Below are 22375 nucleotides of genomic sequence, written 5' to 3'. Positions count from 1 at the left end.
CTGCATCAGATCATTGAAGTCAAAGCAAATATGTTTGACTATATACCCCCCTTTTAATTAACAATTGTTGTTGTCTGTTGACACGTTGTCGAATGAAGCAACAACGCACCTGTAGTAATTAACCATGTTTAGAGCTTTACTCACCACAATGGCAGCCGGTGTATTAACCTTTGCTCCCGTTAGCTTTGCTGATTCTGCGTCAACCACTGATACAATCCCAATGAAGGCCCGCTTCGATTTTGATATTAACGAACTCCATGATTGCTATAACGACGGTGAAATCATGTTCTTTCGTAATGGCAGGATGACCTACGCAGGCGACGACTTTATTCTGAGGGAGCCGAAACAGTGGCTTGTTGGGGGGGAAGTAAACCCCGGAGATAAAATTGGTTTCGAACTCTCTGAAGTCAGAATTGAACACGAAGAAATGTCCCTTACCCTATTTGACCTGAACGGCAAACGGGAACTACGTAATCAGGACAATATGCCAGAAGCTGGTGATCAGTGGGAAATCACCATCAGCGACGGCGTTGTTGCCTTTGGTATTGGTTTTGAGCACAAAACGGCTATGCTGGCACTGTCTTTTGATCTCTTTGACTTAAATAACCCTGAAAACAGGACACGACTGGATTACAGCCTGAGCTGTAACCAGGAACCGATTCCCGAACAGAACAGGCAAAAAGGGTAATGAATTCAGTCTTCGGGTCAGATTCCGGAATGAGCTGACCAGGCACCTCGTTAAACAAAATCCCATTCCCATCCAGAATCATGGGAGTGGGTTTCGCTACAGGGATTGTCAGCATGCTATGTCAGGTACAGGGGGCTTAAAAGAGATGAAGTGCTTGCGATACTAAAAAAATCCACGAATCAGTCAATGTGGGAACACTGATTCGTGGCATATCAAAAAGCAATACAGTTGGATAGGCAATCAGGAGATTTTAACAGGTGCCTCTCCAGTCAAGAGCAGTTAAAAATGGAAGTTAATGCCAGCTTTTGTGAACAACTGCTTTCTGTCACCGGCACCTCTTAAGTTTCCTGTGTAAAAACGATCGTATTTACGATAGGAGACTTCCAGTAAAGCCTGCATGGTTTCATTAATTCTGTAAGTGTTCACGAAATTATAACGGTTTATGAAATAACCGGTATCTGTATCTTTGTTGTAGTTTTTATTTCTCTGAAAAGAGAACTCTGAACGAAAACCGTTAAATAATGAATGACTGAGTGTTACTTTACCAAACTGATTCAGGTTTGTTTGACCCAGGTGATTTTTATTTTGGTTACGCGTTAACTGAAACTGAACATGGCGATTAAGGCGATAGCGATAGCCTACCTGGTAACGAGGGTCCTGCGTTTCATAATTATTAGTCTCATCAATCTCTGAGCCATCATCAATGTAGAAGCTCTGTTCTCTGTAGCGATAGTCAACATGAGCATTAAAGTTGTGGTTACCAAAACGCTTATTACCACCGACTTTAATAATATAGGTGTCTGTATTATTTAAACGTCCACCCTGATTGCTTCTGCCAAATCCACTGAAGTTGGTATATTCAAACTCGGCAAACCAGTTAGCGGTAGGGCTTAAAACCTGTTCAAATCGTGGAGCCAGTTTCATCCAGCGGGTTGGAGCATCAATCAGCTCGCCGTTTTCTCCACGGCTGACATTTGACTCATTCATGGCATAACGGATACGCCAGTTAGGATGGAATTTGGTGTTACCGTCGAACAGAACTTTTTTAAACTCGCTGCGACGCACTCTGTTTTCATAGGTGTTATCGGATAGCTCAATACCCGAAAAGATACGGGTTCGCTTCGGACCATTTTTATACAACCAAGGATTGTTTCGTCTTCTTCGCTGTCGTTCGTTGCGTGCATTACGTGCATTGTTAGCAGACATATTGTAGCTATCAAAAACATCCGCACTGATCTCAGGAAGATTCAAACTTTCTTCCCAGGCTTCAACAACTTGTTTCTCCAGTGCCGTAACAGGTAATGCAACTGAGCCAAATACAAGAGGAAGTAGTAGCTTTTTCATATGATTTTTCCGCTAATCCTTATCCGTTACCGCTGGAATATAAAAGAGCTGCATTACCTACACGGTTTCATACGGGCAGCAAATTATTTGAACAGCGTGAAAGATAAACGTTTCGACCTTTATCGTCAATATCGAGTAAGTACATTTATTTTCGTTAAAAATGGCTACAGAACCCTAAAGTCACGGCTTTTCGCAAAATTGAACACTAAAAAAGACCTGAAAAAAGCTGCCAATGTTTGACTTGTGTCATTCTTTGCCAGTTTCCTGCTGTCTAATTCAGCCTGTTGTAAATGGTAAACGTTTCACAACTCTGTATCTGCTTGTATCAGCTATTTGTGCATTTAAACAACATTACAATTAAACAGGCCTGTTGAGCGCACGAACATTGAATGATTTGGGCAGATTACTGACTTGTATCATAGAAACAATTCTTTGGTGTTTTTTTCTCAGTTTGATCCATATAGAGTGCGCAGTTTTTACACTTATGAACTCAACTTCCTATCATTGATCTATCAGCGATAACTAGAATGACTGTCGCCTGTAGTGGAAGTGGTCCTACTTTTTACAGTAAAAGGGCACGACAACCTGATGACTTTGCCGTCTTTAAAAAAAGCTGCCTTAGGGCTGACATTTTCAGCTTTGGCGTGCAGCGCCTCTGCAGGCCCGGTTCCGGCACCACGACCCGCAGAACTTCAACAGCAGCCTAATATTGTCATCATCTTTACCGACGATATGGGCTGGGGAGATGTCGGCTACCACGGCTTTGACGATATTAAGACACCGAATATTGACAAACTGGCAGCCAATGGGGCGCACTTTCCTCAGGCTTATGTTTCCGAGTCTGTTTGTGCTCCATCCCGTTCCGGTATGCTGACCGGTGTCTATCAGCAGAGAATGGGCATTTATGGCAATTCCAGCGAAAACCATATTCCCCGTGACCAGCCGCTGGCGATGGAAATAGTGAAAGACCAGGGGTATGCGACAGCTGTCATTGGAAAGTGGCACCTTGGCGACCCGACAGGTAAGCCGAATGAGCGTGGCGCTGACTTTTTTTATGGCTTTCTGGGAGGCTCTCATGACTACTTCCGTTCCCAGACCGTAGACACAGGTAAACTACTGCTGGCTCCTATCTATCGTGATGACGAAGTGGTTCCTCCCATTCAGGAGCAGAACGGCTACCTGACTGAGATGTTCACTGATGAAGCCGTTGGCTTTATTGAGCGCTCTGTTAAAAAAGACAGGTCGTTTTTCCTGTATCTTGCCCACCTGGCTGTCCATCACCCATGGCAGGTGCCGGAATCTTATGTTGAGCGACTGAAAGACCTGCCAGTGAAGGAAGGTGTTGCTGGTGAAGAACGCCGGCACTTTGCCGGAATGGTCCTCGCGCTGGACGACAGCATTGGTCAAGTCATGGATACCCTGAAAGAACAGGGTGTTTACGACAATACCCTGATTGTTTTCATGAGTGACAATGGTACTCCTGCCGGTCAGGGCTTTGCCCAGCCACGTCGCAAAAAGCGCAACGAGACCACTATGTCCAGCCCCGGTCCCTTCAATGGCTTTAAAGGCACTAATTATGAAGGAGGTATTCGTGTACCGTTTGTCATGCAATGGCCTGGCGTCATTCCGGCTGGCCTGAAGTATGAGCCAATGGTAAGCGCGCTGGATATCGTTCCAACCATCGCCTCCCTGTTTGAAGGCACCAATACAGGCATGTTCCCGTTTGATGGCACCAACCTGCTGCCTTATCTTCGCGGTGAAAAGCCTGCGGATGCCATCCCTCACGAGACATTATACTGGCGTCGTAACGAAGAGTACGCCATTCGCGATGGCGACTGGAAGCTCACTTTTAACCGTTCACATGGTCCTCGAACCATCCGTCTGTTCAATATGGCGGAAGATCCGGGTGAGTGGGATGACCTTGTCGGCAGGGAGCCAGAGAAAGCTCAGAAGCTCAAGGATAAGTTTGATGCCTGGGAGGCCAGTCTGCCGGTCAACAGGCTCAGCCACAGACCTACGAACCGAAACTTTGATTACGATAAGGGGCATCGGGTAAACGTCAAAGAGTTTAACCGTAATACACCTTAATGCCTTGATTATGCAGATGAGGGCATCTGTTGCTGATGCCCCTGGATCACAGAAGGGGTTGTTCAGGAGAAATAAAAAGAGCCTGAAAGATCAGGCTCTGTCGGTCAGGTGGCCAGTATTACGCCTTGTTGTTACGGCGTGACGCTCTCCACTTCTGCATGTCCCTGCGCTGCCTTCGTGTAAGCATGTTGTTGACGGAGTTGTTGTAACTGGCTCGGTTAGCTTTGCGGGCAGCATTACGGGCATTCTTGTCATTTGGAAACTCTTTGTTTGCGGCCTGCTGCTGTCGGTACAGATTTTTCTTCAGCTCCATCAGTTGCTTCTGCTTGTCTTCAGACAGGTTGAGTACGCGAGTCTTTTCCTGAACCTGTTGCCTGTAGCGCATCATGAACTGCGGTGGCACCTGATCGGCGTGGGCTGTTGGAGTAGCCTGAGCTGTGGCAACGCTCATGGAAGTACTCAGAACGATACCTGACAATACGCTTACGATAGCCTTTTTCATCTTTTACTCTTAAACAACAACGATTAGAAGAATTTATACGAATTGTTTCGACAATATTAACTTTACAGAAGGTAAAAGGTGAGTTCAATGCTCTTTTAACGCTTATGATCAGGAGTAGCTCAAAATATTACGCAAAGTTAAACAATTCTGATACAGGTCAATTTATTCATCATAAGAACCGGCGGTGTACTGAGTGATAGTGACCTGCTTTTAAAGTAGTTGCGAGTTGAAATGTTGCGTTTCCACCCCGGGTATGAAAACGCATGAGTAACTCAACGCTGGTCGGCTTGCGGGAAGGCTCAGTCTCCACCAAGTTTTATTATTCGGCCGCAAATTTTATTTAATGCTACCTTGTCATGGCTGATCAGTATTAAAGCGCAACCAATTCTCCGGGTATGTTTTAGCAGTAATGAGAGTGTTTCAGAAGCGACTATCGGGTCCAGCCGGGAGACAGGTTCGTCTGCAACCAGAAGTTTCGGTCTCATCATCAACGCCCTAAGTAAAGCAAAGCGTTGCAGCTCACCGCCTGAAACCTGCGAGGGTCTTCTCTCAAGCAGTTCTTTATCCAGTCTGAGCCTGTCAAGCCACTGTGGTATTTCAGCTTTATTAAGGCTGTGTAGGCTGCACAGATCGTTCAGGTTCTGGCTCAGTGTTATGGACCGGGGGAAAGCAGAGGGCGGATCCTGATACAGTTTTAACATTTTTCCACGGGTAAGTTCGGGCGAGTGCCAGACGGTCCCTTCATCGGTTTTAACAAGTCCCAGTATCATGTCTGCAAGAGTGGATTTACCGGCTCCGCTGTCCCCTGACAGGCCGATTATTTCACCTTCGGCGATGGCCAGGTCCAGGTTTGAAAACAGTGATTTGCCACCACGCGTTTTGCTGGCCTGCCTGAAAGTCACCAGAGGGCTTTTGTCGTATGAAACCTTTGTGGTTACTGCTGGGAACTCCGGGGAGTGGGCGGCAATCAGTGCCTTGCCGTAAGCAGAAGCCGGGTTTTGAAGAATGTCATGAGCTTTCCCCTGTTCAACACAAGCTCCCTGTCGCATGACTATCAGGTCACCTCCTATTGCCCTGGCGACATCAATGTCGTGGGTGATGGTGAGTAATGAGCCTTTGTCGCTTTGTTTCTTTAACAGGTCAATAACCCGTGATTTATGGCTGGCATCCAGCCCTTTGGTCGGCTCGTCTGCAATCAGGACATCTGCACCTGCCGCGGTTGCGCATAGATAAGCAAGGCGCTGCGCCATACCTCCGGATAGCTGGTCAGGCACTTTCTCTCCATCAGTGCCAAGACCCAGTTCAGTCATACGTTTCAGGGTAATGTTTGCCGATTCTTTTTCTGACAGACCATTAACCAGCTGTTCAACCAGGGCAACCTGCCGTTTGCCTGCCATAATCGGATCAAGAGAAAGCCAGGGTTCCTGGGGAAGCATGGCAATATGGCCCCCCCAGAGTTGTTCCAGCTCATCCGGCGTGTGATCGTCACGGCCAAAACGCCTTATATGACCAGAACAGGTGAGTCCGGCAGGCAAAGCCCCCATAATACTTTGGGCCAGCAGGCTTTTTCCGGAACCGGTTTCGCCAAGAATGGTAACAGGGTTGCCAGTGGTCAGCGTCAGGGATAAGCCAGAGACAATACATTCATTTGCAGAATGAATGGAAAGATTTTCTATCTCGATAACGGGAGTCAACTCTCTTGGGCCAGCGGTTGCTTCATCGAAGGAAAGCTGGCTGCGTGCTACAGAATAACCTGTAAAACTATTCACGTTCACCTCCTGCAATCAGGTGAAATCCAAGTACCAGTAAAATGACTGCGGTCAGAGGTTGGAGCAGCACCCATGCGGCGTCAGAGTAATAAGGAAACAGTTCGACCATCATCAGCCCCAGTTCTGCGTGGGGAGGTCTGAGCCCAACATAAACAAAACCAATGGAAGCCAGTGCAAGCACAGAGTTACCGGCACCAAAGCAGGCCAGGGTATAAATATCTTTCTTGCAGGCAGGCCACAGATGACGTTTAAATACATACCACGGGCCAAATCCGTACAGCAGGGAGGCTTCAACTTCCGGGGAGTTCATGACAGTGATGGTTCTGGCACGAATCACCCGAAAGTATTCGACCCACAGAACCAGAGAGATCGCTACATATAAAATGAAGAATGAACCGGGAACCAGTGCGCCAAATAGCAGCACCAGAACCAGTCCCGGCAACGCCAGCAGAATATTGACGACAATGGACAGAATCCGGTCAATCCAGCCCCGCTTCCAACCGGCGACAACGCCCAGTGACACACCAAGGGTAGCGGACGTCAATACACTGAATACAGCCATCAGGATAGAAGTCTGTAACGCTGATGAAAGACGGGCCAGGTTGCTTCGACCAAACTGGTCTGTGCCAAGAGGCTCAGCCAGGGTAGGCGCATGAAAGGCCTGATCCAGATTCTGACTTGCCGGATTGTGTCCCCAGAACAGGGTTTCCAGCACCACCAGGCTCAACAGGAACAACAGCAGTGCAGCCCCCCGGTACTGTGAGGGCCTTAATTGAATGTCGGCTTTCATTACGATAAGGCCTCTTCTCTCTGTCTCGGGTCAAGCTTGAATACAATAAGGTCTGCTACCGTATTGATCGCTACAAATATCAGGCCCATAACCAGCGCAGCCCCCTGAATCATCGGTACGTCCCGGGCGAAGATGGCATGGGCCAGCGCATGGCCGATACCCGGCCAGGAAAACAGGGACTCTATCATGACGATACCTTCAATCAGGTTGATCGCCTGTATGCTGACAAAGGCGACAACCGGTAAGGCTATATTGGGAGATGCGTGATGCGTAAAGGCCTGCTGTTCTGTTAATCCCTTGAAGCGGGCAAACCGGTAAAAAGGTGATGCCAGGACATCGCAGGTTGAATTGCGAATCATCCTGCTGGATAGGGCGGCCAGCGTCAGAGCCAGAGAGAGGGCTGGCAGAATAAGGTATTCGCTGCTGCCAAAACCGGCGACGGGAAACCATCCCAGTTGCAGGGAAAAAGCAAGAACCATCAACAGGCCAATGACAAACACGGGCTGCGCCCTGAGTATGACCGATACCATTAACGACAGTCGGTCACCTGCTTCGCCGGTATGTCGTCCGGCATAAAGTCCAACAGGGACAGCAATAAGCAGGGCAAAGAAACTGGCAAAAACAGCCAGTTCCAGGGAGCTTCCCAGCTGATGGGCAAGTTCCTGAGTGACCGGATTTTCTGAAACCAGAGAGTCACCCAGGTTAAACCGGAGCAGATTTACCAGCCATTCCAGATATTGAACAATAGCGGGACGATCAAGGCCCAGGTCTGCCCTCACGGCTTCTGCCGCCGCCTGGCTGACATAATCATAGCCGTAGCGTCCGGCGGCGATACGGTAGGCAAAGTCGCCGGGCAGCAGTCGCATCATAATAAACGTCAACGTCCCTACGCTCCAGGCAACAAAAGCAGCCTGTGCCGTACGCCTGAGAAGAATTTGCTTAATCAAAATACATCTCCGAAGTACGGTAGTTTTGCTCAAAAGGATCGTAGAAAAAGTTATTGAGTCGTTTGTTGACAGCGATCTGCTGAGTGTAAAAAGTCACCGGAATAACAGGCATCTCTTCTGCAAGAATCGAAGCGGCTTGCTGTGACAGTTTGAAATAGGCTTCGCTGTCCAGGGTCAGGGTCATTTCACTGAGAAGTTGGTTTAACTCCCCTGAGGACCAGTTCATGTGTCCCCAGTCGCTGCCAAGGTGGGTTCTGGTATCGTCAAGCAGCAATGCCAGGGGATCATTGGCCCAGGCGAAATTCCGGGCCACCAGTGCCAGTTCAAGTGTACCCTGATGATGCAGGTAAGGGATGTCACTGGAATTGCCGACATAGATAGTCACTTCAATGCCCAGATCCCAGAACTGCGCCTGGATAGCTGTAGCCACAACCGTCATTTCAGGGCGGTCGGCGTAGGTCACGAGCCCCAGGCTGAAACGTTTGCCATCGCGAACGCGAACACCGTCAGCACCGGGAATCCAGCCCTGAGCTGTCAGGATTTCTCTGGCTTTTTGCAGGTTTTTCTGACCTTCCAGCTCCTTCAGGTGCCAGTCCCCCAGGGCGGGCGGGAACAGCTGGTAGGCCTCGGAGCCGGGTACCCTGATAATTCTTTCGGCAATGCCTTCACGGTCCAGGGCAAGGCTCAGGGCTCGCCTTGTTTCAACAGTATTCAGATAAGGGTGTTCATTATTCATCTTCAACAGCAGCGCACGGGGGATAGACTCGCTGTAAACATCGACATTCGGTGCCTGCTCCAGCATGCTGATACTGGCCGGGTCAAGTGTATAGATGATATCTGCCTGTCCGCTTCGTGCCTGCAGGGCGCGGCTTTCAGCACGGTGGCCGGTAAGGTACTGAATCTGCCTGATTCTGGCCGGTTCTCCCCAGTAGTTGTCAAAACGTTCCACGTCCAGTTTGTGAGGAGGGGACAGGAGCTGGATCTGGTAAGGACCTGTGCCTTTCAGTATGGCAATAGCCCTTCCACTTTTTTGCTCAAAAGACGATGGAGAAGCGATTGCGGTTGAAAAGTGGGACAGTACGGAGAGTAATGGTCGATAGGGTTGTTCCAGTTCAAGAACGACTTCAACATCGCCTTCAGGATAGAGCTTATTTAATGGTACCTGATGAATAATTCCGGGCTTTTCCAGTGCCTGTTGCAGGGAAAAGACAACAGCTTCTGCCGTCATTACTGTCCCGTCATGGAATAGTACGTCAGGGCGCAGGGTGAAACGCCATGTCAGACGGTCGTCGCTGGTTTGCCAGTGGGTAGCCAGTTTAGGTTGTATACTGCCGTCTGGCTGAATTTCTACCAGGGTTTCAGTGACCTGAAAGCGTGAAAAGATGTAGCCGTCTTTGGATAAATCCTGGCTGGTGTACTCAAAAGGGGCGCCAATCACCAGCGTCTGATTCGGGTCAACGCCCTTATACGACGTTGCCAGCCAGAGGGTCAGTATGATCGCTACAACGATAAAAGCTTTTTTAAACATTTAGAAAATTCTTAGGTTGTACTTTGAAACACTTCTACTAATTAACTGGTGATAACAGCCCTACACGCATAAGCCTTACCGGAAGCCTGTGTCGGGGCTAAAAACGTTTTGTATGAAAAAAACCCGCTAGTTAAGCGGGCTGGAAGTAAGTGGGTAAATCGTCAGGAGATCAGTGCTTATCTGCCACTGGCTTTTTTGTTGTATTCCTTGACGTCGGTAATTTCACCAGCGTAGAAGCCCATGTTACGGTTCTGAGGTTTGTAGCTCAGCTTGTTAACAGGCAGAGTCGCTTCCCAGGCGTCAAACTTGTTCTGCAGCTCCTGGGCTTTCTCCGGGTGCTTGCTGACCAGGTCGTCCCATTCGCCCGGATCGTTTTCGATGTTGAACAGACGGATAGTCTGAGGGCCACTCTGGCTGTTCCAGGTGAGTTTCCAGTCACCATCGCGGATCGCGTAATCGTCGTCACGACGCCAGTACATGGTTTCATGGGGTCCATCTGCACCCATTTCACCTTTCAGGTAAGGCATCAGGTCTTTACCGTCAAACGGTGTAGCGCCAGACCAGGGCGCAGTGCCGGCCGCTGCGGCAATCGTTGGCAAGATGTCCATAGAGGAAACCATTTGCTTGTATTCCTGGCCTGCAGGAATTTTACCTGGCCAGCGTGCAACAAACGGTACACGGATACCCCCTTCATAGGTATCACCCTTGAAACCGTTGAATGGGCCGGGACTGGACATAGTGGTTTCGCCGCGCTGCTTCTGGACAGGCTGCGCAAAGCCCTGGCCACGGGGTGTACCGTTGTCACTCATGAAAAATACAATGGTGTTATCGTCAATGCCGTGATGCTTCAGGGAGTCCATCACTTCACCGATGCCATCGTCCAGTGCCAGGGCCATGCCTGCAAAGTGTCTGCGCTCCTCACCGGCAACGCCTTCAGCGACCGGCAAATCTTTCAGCCGTTCAACGTAGCTCTCGGGTACCTGCCATGGGTGATGAACGGCAAAGTGAGCCAGATACATAAAGAATGGATCTTCACTTTTCACTGCCTCATCAATAAAGTCAATGGCCTCATCAGTAAACAGTTCCGTCAGGTAGCCATTGCTTTGCTGAATAGGCGGCTCCATTTCGGTGTCGCGATAGATGGGCGCGAAACGCATGTGGGCATCAGGGTTGGTGGTGGACTTAAAGTAGTCGTGGCTACCGTCCAGGAAGCCATAGAAGAAGTCGGCACCTCGTTCGTTAGGCAGGCCGGTTAGTTCACCCAGATGCCACTTACCGATGACGGCAGTCTGATAGCCGATGTCCTTCATCATTTCCATGGCCAGGGGCTGGCTGGATGGAATATGGTTTTCGTTAAAGTTACCGTAGATACCAAAGCGCTGCTGGTGAACACCGGTGATCATACCGGCACGGGACGGGCCGCAGATGGAAGCGGATACGTAAGCCTGTGAAAACCAGGTGCCTTCTTCTGCCAATGCATCAATGTTTGGGGTTTTTATATCTTTGTAGCCATGGTAGCCAACGTCACCCCAGCCCATGTCGTCTACATAGATGATGATGACGTTAGGCCTGGTAGCTTCTGTATTGACAGAGGCGGCCGGTACAGGTGCTGCAACAACTGCCGCACTATGGACAGTCGCTGAAACGGCCATTGCCAGCAAAGCTTTTTTAAGCTTGGACATTCCTATTAAACCTTTTGGTGCAAATTGGTGCAAAGTGCGTATAAACGTTTCTCTTGTTTGCCGTAAATCTACAGAGTCGACATCGTTATATCAATACAGCGCTGCCAAATAATCTGATCCAGTGTACGCAATGCGCTTTAAAGTTGATGTATGTCACTTGTATTGTAATTATTTTGATTAAAGACAATAGAGGTGGTGACTTATGGGAGCGAGTGAAAGATGATGCAAAAAAAATCATGTTACGAAACATTTCTGCATTATCTGCCAACTTTTAAAGCTTTCTTCACAGGAGCTGCATCTTTATGTATCAAATGATGGGTTACAGATATAAGTCGAAATAAATACATCGAGTGGAACTCAATGATAAAGCTAAAGCGGACACTATTGTGTGTTTGTATTTCAGCCTCACTGTTAGCCGGTTGTAACGATCAGTCCGGAAGTGATAATCCCCCTTCTACTGTTGAAGGTGTGCCACCAACCGGGGACACCTCTCCAGGTACTCCTCCTCCCGCTTCAGATATCGCCACAAAGCTGCTTGTTGGATACGAACCGGACGAAACATTACCAGAACTCAGCGTGAATGGCGGAAGCGCAGCGGTTGAAATCTCAATGGTCAGACAGGGTCGTCGCGCTTATCCGACAGAAAAAGATTATTTCCTCAGTCTTGCCTGGGAAAATCATAGAGATGATTACCTGTCTATTCGCCATGATTTCTCGTCAAACGTGGTTGACTACGACAAAGCCGACTTCATTATGCTGGATCTTTATGTGCCGGAAGGGCAGAAGGTCTCTTCAGTGGAGATGAAACTGGAGGGACAGCTTTTTTCCAGTATAAGCAGGAATGTTGTCAACGGTGGCTGGTCTACAATAGCTGTTGATGTACGACAGCTTAAGGATAAAAGCAGCTCTACCCTTGAAGAGCTGCGACTGTTCACCTCTGATACCGGCGGTGAACTTTATCTCGATAATATCAGGCTGGTTTCTGCCAGCCCCGAAGCGGTGGAGGTTAACTCAGTCCACGGTGCGGCTGAAGTGGCCTGGAGACATCTGGACCCGTCTTTCTGGCTGGAAGATTTTAAAGGGTATAACGTTTACCGTTCTGTTGTTGGTAGCGACTATAGAGAGAAACTGAACGACCAGCCGGTGACCGTCAGTGCGTATATTGACTTTGATGCGGATGACTCTCAGGAAGCCGATTACTTTGTCAGTAGCGTGATTGGTAGCACAGAGTCAGAGCTGACTTATGTCGGGCGGGGCAAAGCAGCAAACCTGTCCGACGAAGAGTTCCTGGGCAGTTTACAGAGAACGACATTCCGCTACATGACGGACTATATGCATCCGCACAGTGGCATGACCCGCATTTCATACCAGAAAGCAAACCAGAGCAACAATTGCGGCCCTTTCCATACGGGCATGGCTACCATGGCTCTGGCTGCGGGGGTGGAAAATGAGTTTATTGATCGTGAGGACGCTGCCCGCCGCGTGGTGAAAATGCTGCGTTTCATGAAATCCGCCGATCGCTTCCAGACCGGCTGGCCACGCTGGGTGCGTTGTCATACCGGCAGGCTGGCAGGACTGGCCAGTCCTGATGATGGCGCAAACCTGAGCGATACCGGCATGTTCCTGCAGGGGGCGCTGGTCGCTCGTGAGTACTTCACTGAAAACAATGCGCTGGAAGCGGAAATTCGTGAACTGGCCTCAGAATTGTACCACTCGGTTGACTTCAACCTTTTCCGTGATTTTGACGGAAAAACCGAAGGCGAAGTGCTGATGTGGCACTGGTCACAAACGACAGGGTTTGAACAAAGCCTTTTGTTAAAAAGCTTCCAGGAAACCTTTGGGGTGTATGTACTGGCCCTGGGTTCGCCTACTCACCCGATACCGGCAGAGATTTACCACTCCGGGTGGGCAGCCGGTGGTGGCATCAGTTATAACCGTTACATTAACGGCGAACTGTCCAGACATGACGACACCAGGCAGCTATACAATGGCAACCGCCTCTGGGGGGGGAATAAGCAAGAACCGCTTTACTCAGTCCACCACAACTATATTGCCATAGACCCCAGAGACCTGAGGGATGACTATGTCAGCTTCTGGGACACCGCACACAGCCGGGTTGATCTGCAATATAACTACGGGTTGATGAACCCTGAAGATCACTCCGCTTATGGTGAGCTGGAATGGGGCATTATGGCTGATCACGACCCCTGGGGTTATCAACGCCACGAAGTGGAAGGCAAACCCGGTATTGACGACAATGGCACGATTTCAATGGGCGCGCTGGTCGCCTCAACACCCTATCTCCCGGAGAAAATTATTCCTGCGATTCGCCACCTTTACGATAAATACCAGGCAAAGGTTTACGGCGGCTATGGGTTTTATGACTCCTATAATAAGGATGCTGACTGGTGGTCTGCCGACCACCGGAAATATGTCAGTCTGAATCCGACTTCGAATTTTGTCGCCCTTGAAAACCATAAAACAGGTTTAATCTGGGAGCTCTATAACAAAGCCCCTGAAATACAGGAAGCCTATCGCAGAGGCGGCTTTGTCAGGGATGCTGATGCGGGGTTGATGGTCAGTTATTTTGAAAATGAAGGTCGCTGGGATACGGACAACCTGCCAGACCTGTCGGCGATGACACCTGAGTGGGAAGTTCAGGTGAGTACCTTCCACGCAACACCACGAGACCGGGCAACGAACTTCGGGCTGCTGTATCAGGGTTGGCTGACTGTCGAACAATCCGGTCACTATACCTTCTATACGGATTCTAACAGCCCGAACAGGCTCACAATTGATGGAAAAAAAGTGATAGAGGGTGAGGCAGGCATTGAAAACTCCGGCACGATTTATTTGCCAGCCGGTGAACACCCTGTATCTGCCGAGTATTTTCAATCAACCGGTATGCGGCAGTTTACGGTTTCCTATGAAGGTCCGGGGATAGAGAAAAAGGTTATTCCTGTGAAACGACTGCGGACTTCGTTAAATGCAGCGATAGCTCCATAGTTATTGAGTTCCTGATATACGCCCATGATCGTTTTATCATTCATGGGCAATTCTGACATCTCTATTTTCGCTGATGTCTCTCATGGTCACCCTGTCGGAAAACTGTCCGAATCATTGTTACTAAGGGAAGCAGCAGGTAAAAACATCCTATCGTCATCCCCGCGAAGGCGGAGACCCACTGTTCGTGTCAGATTCCCGCCTTCGCGAGAATGACGGATTACTGGTATGTTCTGTAGTGCTGTTTCCCTAAGCTTCTGCAAAAATCGAGTCTGACCTTCAGACTCCAGACCAGTTTTTTCACCACTGGAAACAAGTATTGAATTAATGGCAACATAAATAACGGCACCATAATAGTGTCACAAGGAAGTAACAGAAAATCGATAATAATTGATTAAGTATTCATGAACGCAAGGAAGATGAATGAGAAACAATCTTATGAAACTGCTACTTTTACCTTTGGTAATAGTGTGTAGCTTTTCCTACGGCCATGGCTGGACCGATTACCCCAAAGCACGACAAACTATCTGTGCTGACGATGGGGGTTACTGGTCGTCTACTGATGGATCAACGATTCCTAATGCCGCCTGTCGGGCAGCATTTTTACAGTCAGGCACTTATCCCTTTGTACAGAAGAATGAGTTTTCTGCCAATGTTATTGATTACCTGAATCAGGGTGCGGTAGAGGCTGTTGTTACCGATGGTGACCTCTGTAGTGCGGGAGCGACTAGTAAGTCGGGAATGGATATCCCTTCTGCAGCCTGGCAGAAAACCGTTCTGCAACCTGGCAGCCATACACTGAGGTTCAGGGCTACTGCGCCACATAACCCGAGCTTCTGGAGAATCTACCTGACCAGGTCTGGTTTTGACTCTGCCAGTCAGCGACTGAACTGGTCAGACCTGGAGCTGATTAACAGCTATGATAATCTCCCGGTTGTAAACGGCTTTTATGAGATGGATATCAACATTCCTTCAGAACGTAGTGGAACCGGAATCCTGTATGTTCGCTGGCAAAGGTATGACGCTGGCGGTGAGGGGTTCTATAACTGTTCCGATTTGGCTTTTTCTGACGACGCGACTACAACGCCTCCACCAGGACCAGATCCAGACCCATCTCCCAATCTGGTTAATATCGGTTCTTATGTGACCAGTGCCCATGATATTGCCGAGGTGAATGACACCGTAAGGTTCCGTCTGTTCAATAGCTCCGGTCAGGAAGTAGTGGATGAATCCATTGTCGTCACTGCAGGCAACCTTGATATCAGTGTCTGGGCAAGGGACCTGGCATTGAAAGTCAATGACATCCATTCAAACCAGATGTTTATAGGCATCTGGCATGAAGAGATGAATCATCTGATGTACGACGAAGACAATGTCTTCAGTAACCGGGTCTGGGCAACGGATACAAACTTCAGCTACTCAACCTCCGTTATTAAGTCAGACGACCAGCCACCCGTAACGGATTATGATTATGCATACCCTGAAGGCCTGGGCAGCTATCAGCCAGCAACTAAAGTGAAGGGTACCGATGGCAACATTTACCAGTGCAAGCCATTCCCGGACTCAGGCTGGTGTAACCTGAGTTCATTTTATTATGCTCCGGGAACAGGGTTAGCCTGGCAGGATGCGTGGATAAGGTTGTAAGTTAATGGAGTCAGGCACTGTTTTTTCAGTGCCTGACAATTCACACTTTAGCGAAATATAAGTGATCAGAACTGCCGGGAAACCCTGTACTTTCAGTGGATTTCAAATAGCTGTAGTCAGAAACTAAATGTCATCACGCTTCAGACTGCGGGAACGTTTTGTAGCAGCTTCAAGGCTCTTTTTCCGGGTGTAGTCAAGCCTCTGTTTCAGCTCCTTCATTTTTAACTCCTGTTCATATTGATGGGCCAGCGACGTGAAAGAACCTCTAACGACTCTGACCCAGTCAGAAGCCTGTTTGATGACAACAGGAAGACGCTCAGGCCCGATTACCAGCAAGCCCAGAGTCATGACAACCAGAATTTCAAAAAATCCAACACTATCAAGCACAGCGCCTTCCTTTGTCTATTCAGCTGATAAAATCAAGGGTTTCCTGTCCGGGGAAGTTTTTTAAACTTTCAAACAGTCCGCTGAGTTGACTATCTGTAGCACCAAACCATTTTGCCAGTGTCGCATTAACCTGGTCAGAGGCAATGCCGGGAATCATTCGCCCATTGCCATAATCATCTTCACTGTTGAGGCTAAGGTCAGGCCAGTTACCATAGGCTCTGGCACCATTAACGGCTCCTCCCATAATAATCTGATGCCCACCCCAGCCATGGTCTGTACCGGTATTATTTGCAGGTAAACGTCGCCCGAAATCAGACATAGTGAAGGTGGTAACACTATTCTCAAGACCATTAGCTTCGAGTTCGGCATTAAACGCACCCATTGCTTCGGCCACCTGCCTTAACAATCCGGGGTGAAGGTTTTGCTGATCCTGATGGGTATCAAAACCACCAAGCCCAACCAGAATAACCTGGCGCTGCTGACCCAGTTCCGCCTGTGCCCGAATCAACTGGCCTGCCACTTGTAGCTGACCAGACAACGAACCACTACTATAGCCCCCCGCTTTGGGATGATTCTTCAGGGCTGTATTGAGGATACTGTGGTCATCGTAAACATCGAGCATCAACTGGGAAAAGTGATCCTGGTAGATATTGTTGTAAGCCTGAGCGCCATGCCATTTATAAACCCCATCAATACCTCCCAGTATTCCGTAATTTGGGAAATAATAAGGACTGAGGCCTGAAGTACCTAAACCGATCTGATTCAGGTTAGTATGGCGCAGCCACTTTCGCTCCCCGGATAAGCAATACAGAGGGGCAACCTTTCCTGTGCCGATGCCGGTCATCTGCAACAGACGTCCCCCCCAGCCCTGAAGCACTTCCAGTTCCAGACTGCCACTTTCCCACATTGCCTGTTGCATGTTATGTGCCATCAGAAACTTGGGCAGGCGCTCACTGGCTGTTCCAAGATCACTTCTCCGGGTTGGCTTTACCAGTGTGCCGGAATTAATAATGGCAGCGGCCCGGCCTCCCCGGAACAATGGCTGCAGGGATGACATGGCGTCGTGTATACCGATTCTGACGCCATTATCTGTAAACATACCTGTATCGAGGATTCTGTCTGCCGCTAAGCCAATAGTCGGTCGTACACTGCGGTATTGCTGATACGCTGTCGTTTGCCCTGAAGCACTGTCGCCAACAGAGTGGTACGGATATGGCACCAGCATATTGTATGCATCATTGCCTCCGAACAGAAAAACACAGACCAGAGCCTTGTAATCCTGCGTTGCACCATGAACAACCGGAACCAGAGTGGTCGCTGTCGCAGTGGCTGCCGTGGCCAGTGCAGTGTTTTTTATAAAGTCGCGTCGTGTCAGTTTCATGATCAGACCTCGCAGCGAAATTCGGGTGAATTCTGGGCGGTATAAAGCATGACTCTGACGATTTCCTTGTCCGAACGATTTGGGTTATCAGTGAAAATGCTGTGTGTCTCTCTCAGGTAGGCCTGCAGCCGGTCCGACATTAAACCACCAAAGAGTCTTTCATTGATGATCTGAACCAGTGCCGTGCCATCCTGCACATGGACACGAAAGTCCGTTGAATCCCAGGTGGTGTTGCGCATGCCAGTTCCACCGTTATCCTGATCAGCCCAGATAAAGTTGTCGTACTTATTGTGGATACTGTTCATATTGGTCAGATTCAGAATGGTGAACTCTGGCGCAGTCAGCTCTGCTTCGCTGATAGCCCCGGGAGGCGCATCCGTAGGGGTATAGAAATTAAAGACACTGGGTGCCATTAACAGAGCCTGCCCCAGCGTATCGATAGTGCTGAAATCGCCCCAGAGCGCTTGATGACTGTCGAGCCCCAAAGCCCGAAACAAGTTTGCCATGGCGATAACTGGTTCTTTAACTTTGCCAAAATTCTCAACACTGGTGCCGGTTTTAAAATTGTCTCTGCCTCCGTGGCCATTCAGTGCATCCTTATCCGTCAGAATGGCTTTAGTAACAGCAAACAGGTCACCACGCACCCCCTGTCCATTATCAATGAAGACATTGGCAACCGCCTTGATGTAACGACGGCGGGGGTTGCTTGTCACCAGTCGTTTAATCAACTGGGTTGCCACCTGGGCCGGTGTGGCTGGATGATTGAAGACCAGGTCAAGTGCCTGTTCCAGATCCTGCTCTGCGGTCTGCCCTGCGGGAAAAACCGTACCCAGAACGACTTTCTCACCCGTATCATGATTTGCTTCCACTGCGATCATCGGGTCGTGTCTGCCACTACTGCGTTTCCAGCCGGTCAGCACACGTGCCATTTCCTGAACATCATAATGTGTATAGGTGGGAATCAGTTCGCCATTATCATCCAGAACAGGTATACCGTTGTCTTTCAGCTTATAAAGGCCAATGGTGAAGAGCTGCATTAATTCGCGTGCATAGTTTTCATCAGGAAAGGTGTTTTTAACCGGGTCATGTTTTTTACTGTTCTGCAGGCTGAGATACATGCCCATTGCCGGGTGAAGCGTGACTTCTTTCAGTAAGTCACGATAATTCCCCAGGGCGTGCCTGCTGAGAACATCAAAGTAATGGGATAACCAGTCAAACCAGACACCACCATGGTAGGAGACTACTAGAATCTGGCTCAGTGCAAACGCCATGCGCTGGCGGAGCTGGTCTTCATCGTGGCAGACTTTATGCCAGTAGGCACCATAAAAACTCAGGTAATCCTGATACTGTTTGTCCCTTTCTTCACCCAGTGACTGGGAAAGCTCAAACAGGCTGGTAACTGGTGCATTATACTGCTCATCGAACCAGGCATTGACTCCAGTCTTTACAAGGTAGTCAATATCGGACATGCCTTTTTTCGGACCATAGGTGGCCCGATAGATTAATTTTGCTGCTTGTGTTTCCGTTAAAGCCATATTCTTTTCCCTGAATATATCCCTGACGTATAACGACTTATAAGCAATCAACCCTATAAAATCGTATTTTCTGATTCATTGCTCAGGCGCTTCCGGCAACGGCTCCTGCCTCCATGCACAGCGACTGCGTTGCAGCTTTCGTCATATCACCTGCCTGATAAGCCAGAAATATTAGATTCCATAGTGACGAGTACTCAGAGCCATTATCGAATGGCTACAGCTTATTTTTAAATACAACTCAGAAGCCGACTTTGATAAGTCTGAAATCCGAATCAGCAAAGTCAACAAATACGGTAACAGATGTTTGTACAAATAATAAACATGCAGTGAAGAAAGGTATTTCAGAAAGCATGTGGAAAAGCTCCCCCACCCCCATGCACAGTTCCGGGGGTGAGGATGGCATAACGTTAACTGTCCTTCCTGATCGCAGTTGCTGCACGCTTCGGCAGCCAGGCTTTTGTACCATTACTTAACAGCACCTCCTGCCAGTTCTCCGATTCCTGTAGCAAAATAAACTCGGTTCCCTGATTCAGCGGATTGGTGAAAGCAGGGGCATAGACTATGCCGGGGCCTTTACGGGCAGTGACGTCCATTGCCGTGATGACTCCTGTACTGACTGCCGGCGTATAGTTGATCTTGAAAACGGTCAGCACAGTGGTCAGCAGCATAATGCTACCTGCGATGATAATGCGACTCTTCTCCGTTCGGTCAGAACGGATATAGCCCCACACCAGCCACCAGAACACCAGATAAACGACTAAGGAGAAAAACAGCCAGGTGTCGGAGCTGGCTATCTGGTGGGCTGTTGCCAGCCATGGGTTGCCAAAGCTGTCAGGCAAACTGTCGAGCCTCTGTGTACGGGCGTATTTGAGATTGTGCGTCAGCTCATTACTGTTATAGCCAAGCTCTTCCGCACGACGATACCAGAGAATGCTTTCCCCATAGCGATCTGCAAGGAACCAGCTGCTGCCAATGTTGTAAGCCAGAATCGCCTGGTTAATGCCATCAACATTCCACAAAGCCCGTTGTTTACCCGCCATCAGCGTGTGGGCTTTACGAGCCCTGTGTGGATAACTCTGGCTCAACTGCAATGCCTGCTTGTGTTCCTTTCTCAATGCCTGCAACTGGCCATCCAGGTCAGTGGCTTCTGCCTGGCTGATACCAGGCAATGACAACAGCATCAGGGTGAATAGTAAAAACTGTTTCATGACCGTACTCCTTTGGCTGCTGGCACTCTGTCACCGGGCAGGGCTTTATCAAGGCGCTGCATCAGACCGGCAAGTGCTTCATGCCGGGCTGATGCAGGCTGAGTGTCGTTAGTCCGGGAGGCATAATCCTGTTGATATTGATCCAGCCACTGACAGACCTCCTGATTCAAAGCATCGCTGATACCCGACTGTGACAGTGCAACGGCCAGAGCCTGGCTATTGAGTTTCGACGGTGGCAGCGCTATACGACGATAAAAGTATGCACTCAGCGGAGCCAGGGGGTCACTGCCTGTTTTCAGCTCATCACACAGCTGTGTAATTGCACTGTCGCCACGACAGGCTTTCCACTTTTCCTGAATAGTCGATAGAGCACCGAACACAATCAGTCCGGGCGGTGAGACCAGCAAAGCAAACAGAAATAACGCCCGGAACCGGTTTTTTTCATGAGCCTGGCTGACCAGTTCTTGCGACCAGTTATGTGACCAGATGCCACTCTGGTCAGGTTTAACCGGGTTTCTCAGTTCCATATCGTCAGACAGCGCGCTGGTACTGACGTTAAACCGCTCGACAGGCATCACGGTCAGGGGAATTGACGGTGTGGTGTAGTTGTGGAAATGCCCGGTTTCCGGGTCAAAATAACTGAAGATCACAGAGGGAATTTCCGTTGTATCAGCATTTCCCGGAAACAGACTCTGTCGTACGATTTTTACACCATTTTCGTAGGTTCCCGGCCCGATATCTGCCGGGACATCGAAGCTGTTGGTGAACGCTGTCATCGTATGCAGTTCGGGCAGTCTGGCTACCTCAGGGTCTGGGTGCGTAATCTCAAAGCGTAATTGCATGGGTTCGCCCTGATGCACTTCATCCGGTTCGGCAGCAACAATAATGTCCGGGCGACCAATCATGCCTGAAAAGTTTTCAGGTACTTCCGAAGGTAAAGACTTAACTTCAAATCGCAGAGGTTCCGCTCTGGTCATCAGCCGAACAGGGGGCTCACGGGTTACGCCTCGTTCCGCCTGGAAGAAGTTGTTGTCAAAATGAGCAGGAAGCCGTGAGCCCCTGAAATCCTGAGGGCTGTTTCTCATCAGTACGGGGTCCGCACTGGCCAGCAACAGGGCAGGAGGCAGTTCAAAAACACCTGCCTTCTGAGGCTGCACCTTGTAATGAAAATGAATGCGGAAGCGATCGCCGCCCATACGATGCCAGCGTGCAATAATACGACGGCTGCCAACCGGCAGGCCGATGGCGTTCTGGTCAGATGAGACAAAAGCATCCCAGGGTTCAACCGGCAGAATGTCGGCGTGCTCAAACACCGGCAGCAGAATGTTAACCGCTTGCAGCGCATTCGGATGAATAGAGGTGATCCATTCAAAATTCACACTCAGGGTCTGCCCCAGATAAACGCTGTCTGTATCGAAGCTGACATGAATGCTCATATCGTCGGTTTCCACAGGCGTGGAAACGGTGACGCTTTCAGAACTGCCGGTCTGGTGACTGCCCAGGGTGAAGACGGGTAACGTCAGCTCACCGGCTTTCAACGGGGTTAGCCTCACAGGAAAAGCCAGGGCAGGCTGATTGTTGCGCTCCAGTCGCACCGCCGACCGCGTGGCAACGGCAAAATCAGCAGTGTCCGCAATCTCCAGCTCCATCTTCCCGGCTGGCGGATTCAGGGCAAGAATAAGGAATTCTGCAGACTGTCCCTGCCACATTTTGCCTTCCGGTTTTTCCAGCACAAGCTGCCAGTCATTAGCGGCACTGCTGGCAAAGGCTGCCGGAAGCACCAGCAGCAACAGCAGACCGACCATCGGTTGCTTTAAAAAACGTTTCATAAACATAACGATTACCAGTCCCGGTCAACAGCATTCTGACGTTGCTGATC

16 protein-coding genes are annotated in these 22375 nt (G+C 49.4%); 4 read left to right on the top strand and 12 right to left on the bottom strand.

The features are described 5' to 3' along the window. Positions 1-124: 124 nt before the first annotated feature. Entirely contained in the window at positions 125-688 is a 564-nt protein-coding gene (locus tag V5J35_RS00945; RefSeq protein ID WP_354011594.1) for a hypothetical protein, read from the top strand. Between the two features lie 279 nt (positions 689-967). Here V5J35_RS00945 and V5J35_RS00940 read toward each other — a convergent pair whose 3' ends face one another. Then, positions 968-2032, bottom strand: a complete 1065-nt coding sequence (locus V5J35_RS00940) for a hypothetical protein (RefSeq protein ID WP_354011593.1) — start codon at positions 2030-2032, stop codon at positions 968-970. 588 nt (positions 2033-2620) lie between these two features. On the opposite strand from V5J35_RS00940, the gene V5J35_RS00935 reads away from it, so the two are divergent. Further along, positions 2621-4120 (top strand): sulfatase family protein, encoded by a 1500-nt coding sequence (locus V5J35_RS00935; RefSeq protein ID WP_354011592.1) that lies wholly within the window; start codon positions 2621-2623, stop codon positions 4118-4120. Positions 4121-4238: 118 nt separating this feature from the next. Here the strand turns inward: V5J35_RS00935 and V5J35_RS00930 are convergent, their stop codons facing one another. The 6 genes from V5J35_RS00930 to V5J35_RS00905 all read right to left on the bottom strand — a co-directional run bounded on the left by V5J35_RS00930 (position 4239) and on the right by V5J35_RS00905 (position 11338). Further along, positions 4239-4622 carry a hypothetical protein gene (locus V5J35_RS00930; protein WP_354011591.1) on the bottom strand — a complete coding sequence of 128 codons (384 nt, stop codon included), beginning with the start codon at positions 4620-4622 and terminating at the stop codon, positions 4239-4241. Positions 4623-4921: 299 nt separating this feature from the next. Further along, positions 4922-6391 (bottom strand): ABC transporter ATP-binding protein, encoded by a 1470-nt coding sequence (locus V5J35_RS00925; protein WP_354011590.1) that lies wholly within the window; start codon positions 6389-6391, stop codon positions 4922-4924. After that, positions 6384-7181, bottom strand: coding sequence for an ABC transporter permease (locus V5J35_RS00920; protein ID WP_354011589.1), 798 nt, complete (start codon positions 7179-7181; stop codon positions 6384-6386). Before V5J35_RS00920 ends, V5J35_RS00925 begins: the two co-directional genes overlap by 8 nt. Further along, complete coding sequence (locus V5J35_RS00915) at positions 7181-8128, bottom strand: ABC transporter permease (protein WP_354011588.1); 948 nt, start codon at positions 8126-8128, stop codon at positions 7181-7183. Before V5J35_RS00915 ends, V5J35_RS00920 begins: the two co-directional genes overlap by 1 nt. After that, positions 8121-9656: an ABC transporter substrate-binding protein gene (locus V5J35_RS00910; protein ID WP_354011587.1), complete on the bottom strand. Its 1536-nt coding sequence runs from the start codon at positions 9654-9656 to the stop codon at positions 8121-8123. Before V5J35_RS00910 ends, V5J35_RS00915 begins: the two co-directional genes overlap by 8 nt. 176 nt (positions 9657-9832) lie before the next feature. After that, the gene (locus tag V5J35_RS00905; RefSeq protein WP_354011586.1) at positions 9833-11338 is read right to left on the bottom strand and encodes a sulfatase family protein; all 1506 of its coding nucleotides are present in this window, start codon (positions 11336-11338) and stop codon (positions 9833-9835) included. A 360-nt stretch (positions 11339-11698) separates the two neighbouring features. On the opposite strand from V5J35_RS00905, the gene V5J35_RS00900 reads away from it, so the two are divergent. Continuing rightward, positions 11699-14344 carry a glucoamylase family protein gene (locus V5J35_RS00900; RefSeq protein WP_354011585.1) on the top strand — a complete coding sequence of 882 codons (2646 nt, stop codon included), beginning with the start codon at positions 11699-11701 and terminating at the stop codon, positions 14342-14344. 420 nt (positions 14345-14764) lie between these two features. After that, positions 14765-15985, top strand: coding sequence for a lytic polysaccharide monooxygenase (locus V5J35_RS00895; RefSeq protein WP_354011584.1), 1221 nt, complete (start codon positions 14765-14767; stop codon positions 15983-15985). Between the two features lie 123 nt (positions 15986-16108). Here V5J35_RS00895 and tatB read toward each other — a convergent pair whose 3' ends face one another. From tatB to V5J35_RS00870, 5 genes are all read right to left on the bottom strand, one after another. Beyond that, the gene (gene tatB / locus V5J35_RS00890) at positions 16109-16372 is read right to left on the bottom strand and encodes a Sec-independent protein translocase protein TatB (protein ID WP_354011583.1); all 264 of its coding nucleotides are present in this window, start codon (positions 16370-16372) and stop codon (positions 16109-16111) included. Between the two features lie 19 nt (positions 16373-16391). Then, on the bottom strand, positions 16392-17753 hold the full coding sequence (locus V5J35_RS00885) for a DUF1501 domain-containing protein (RefSeq protein ID WP_354011582.1): 1362 nt from the start codon (positions 17751-17753) through the stop codon (positions 16392-16394). 2 nt (positions 17754-17755) lie between these two features. Beyond that, a complete protein-coding gene (locus tag V5J35_RS00880) occupies positions 17756-19288 on the bottom strand; it encodes a DUF1800 domain-containing protein (RefSeq protein WP_354011581.1) in 1533 nt (510 codons plus the stop codon). A 407-nt stretch (positions 19289-19695) separates the two neighbouring features. Continuing rightward, positions 19696-20496 carry an SH3 domain-containing protein gene (locus V5J35_RS00875; protein ID WP_354011580.1) on the bottom strand — a complete coding sequence of 267 codons (801 nt, stop codon included), beginning with the start codon at positions 20494-20496 and terminating at the stop codon, positions 19696-19698. Continuing rightward, entirely contained in the window at positions 20493-22325 is a 1833-nt protein-coding gene (locus tag V5J35_RS00870; protein WP_354011579.1) for a hypothetical protein, read from the bottom strand. The genes V5J35_RS00875 and V5J35_RS00870 overlap by 4 nt, the downstream gene beginning before the upstream one ends. Between the last annotated feature and the right edge of the window lie 50 nt (positions 22326-22375).

Source organism: Endozoicomonas sp. NE40 (genome assembly GCF_040549045.1).
Lineage (GTDB): Bacteria > Pseudomonadota > Gammaproteobacteria > Pseudomonadales > Endozoicomonadaceae > Endozoicomonas_A > Endozoicomonas_A lisbonensis.
The sequence above is the reverse complement of the archived record's forward strand: the minus strand, read 5'-3'. Positions and strand labels throughout refer to the sequence as shown.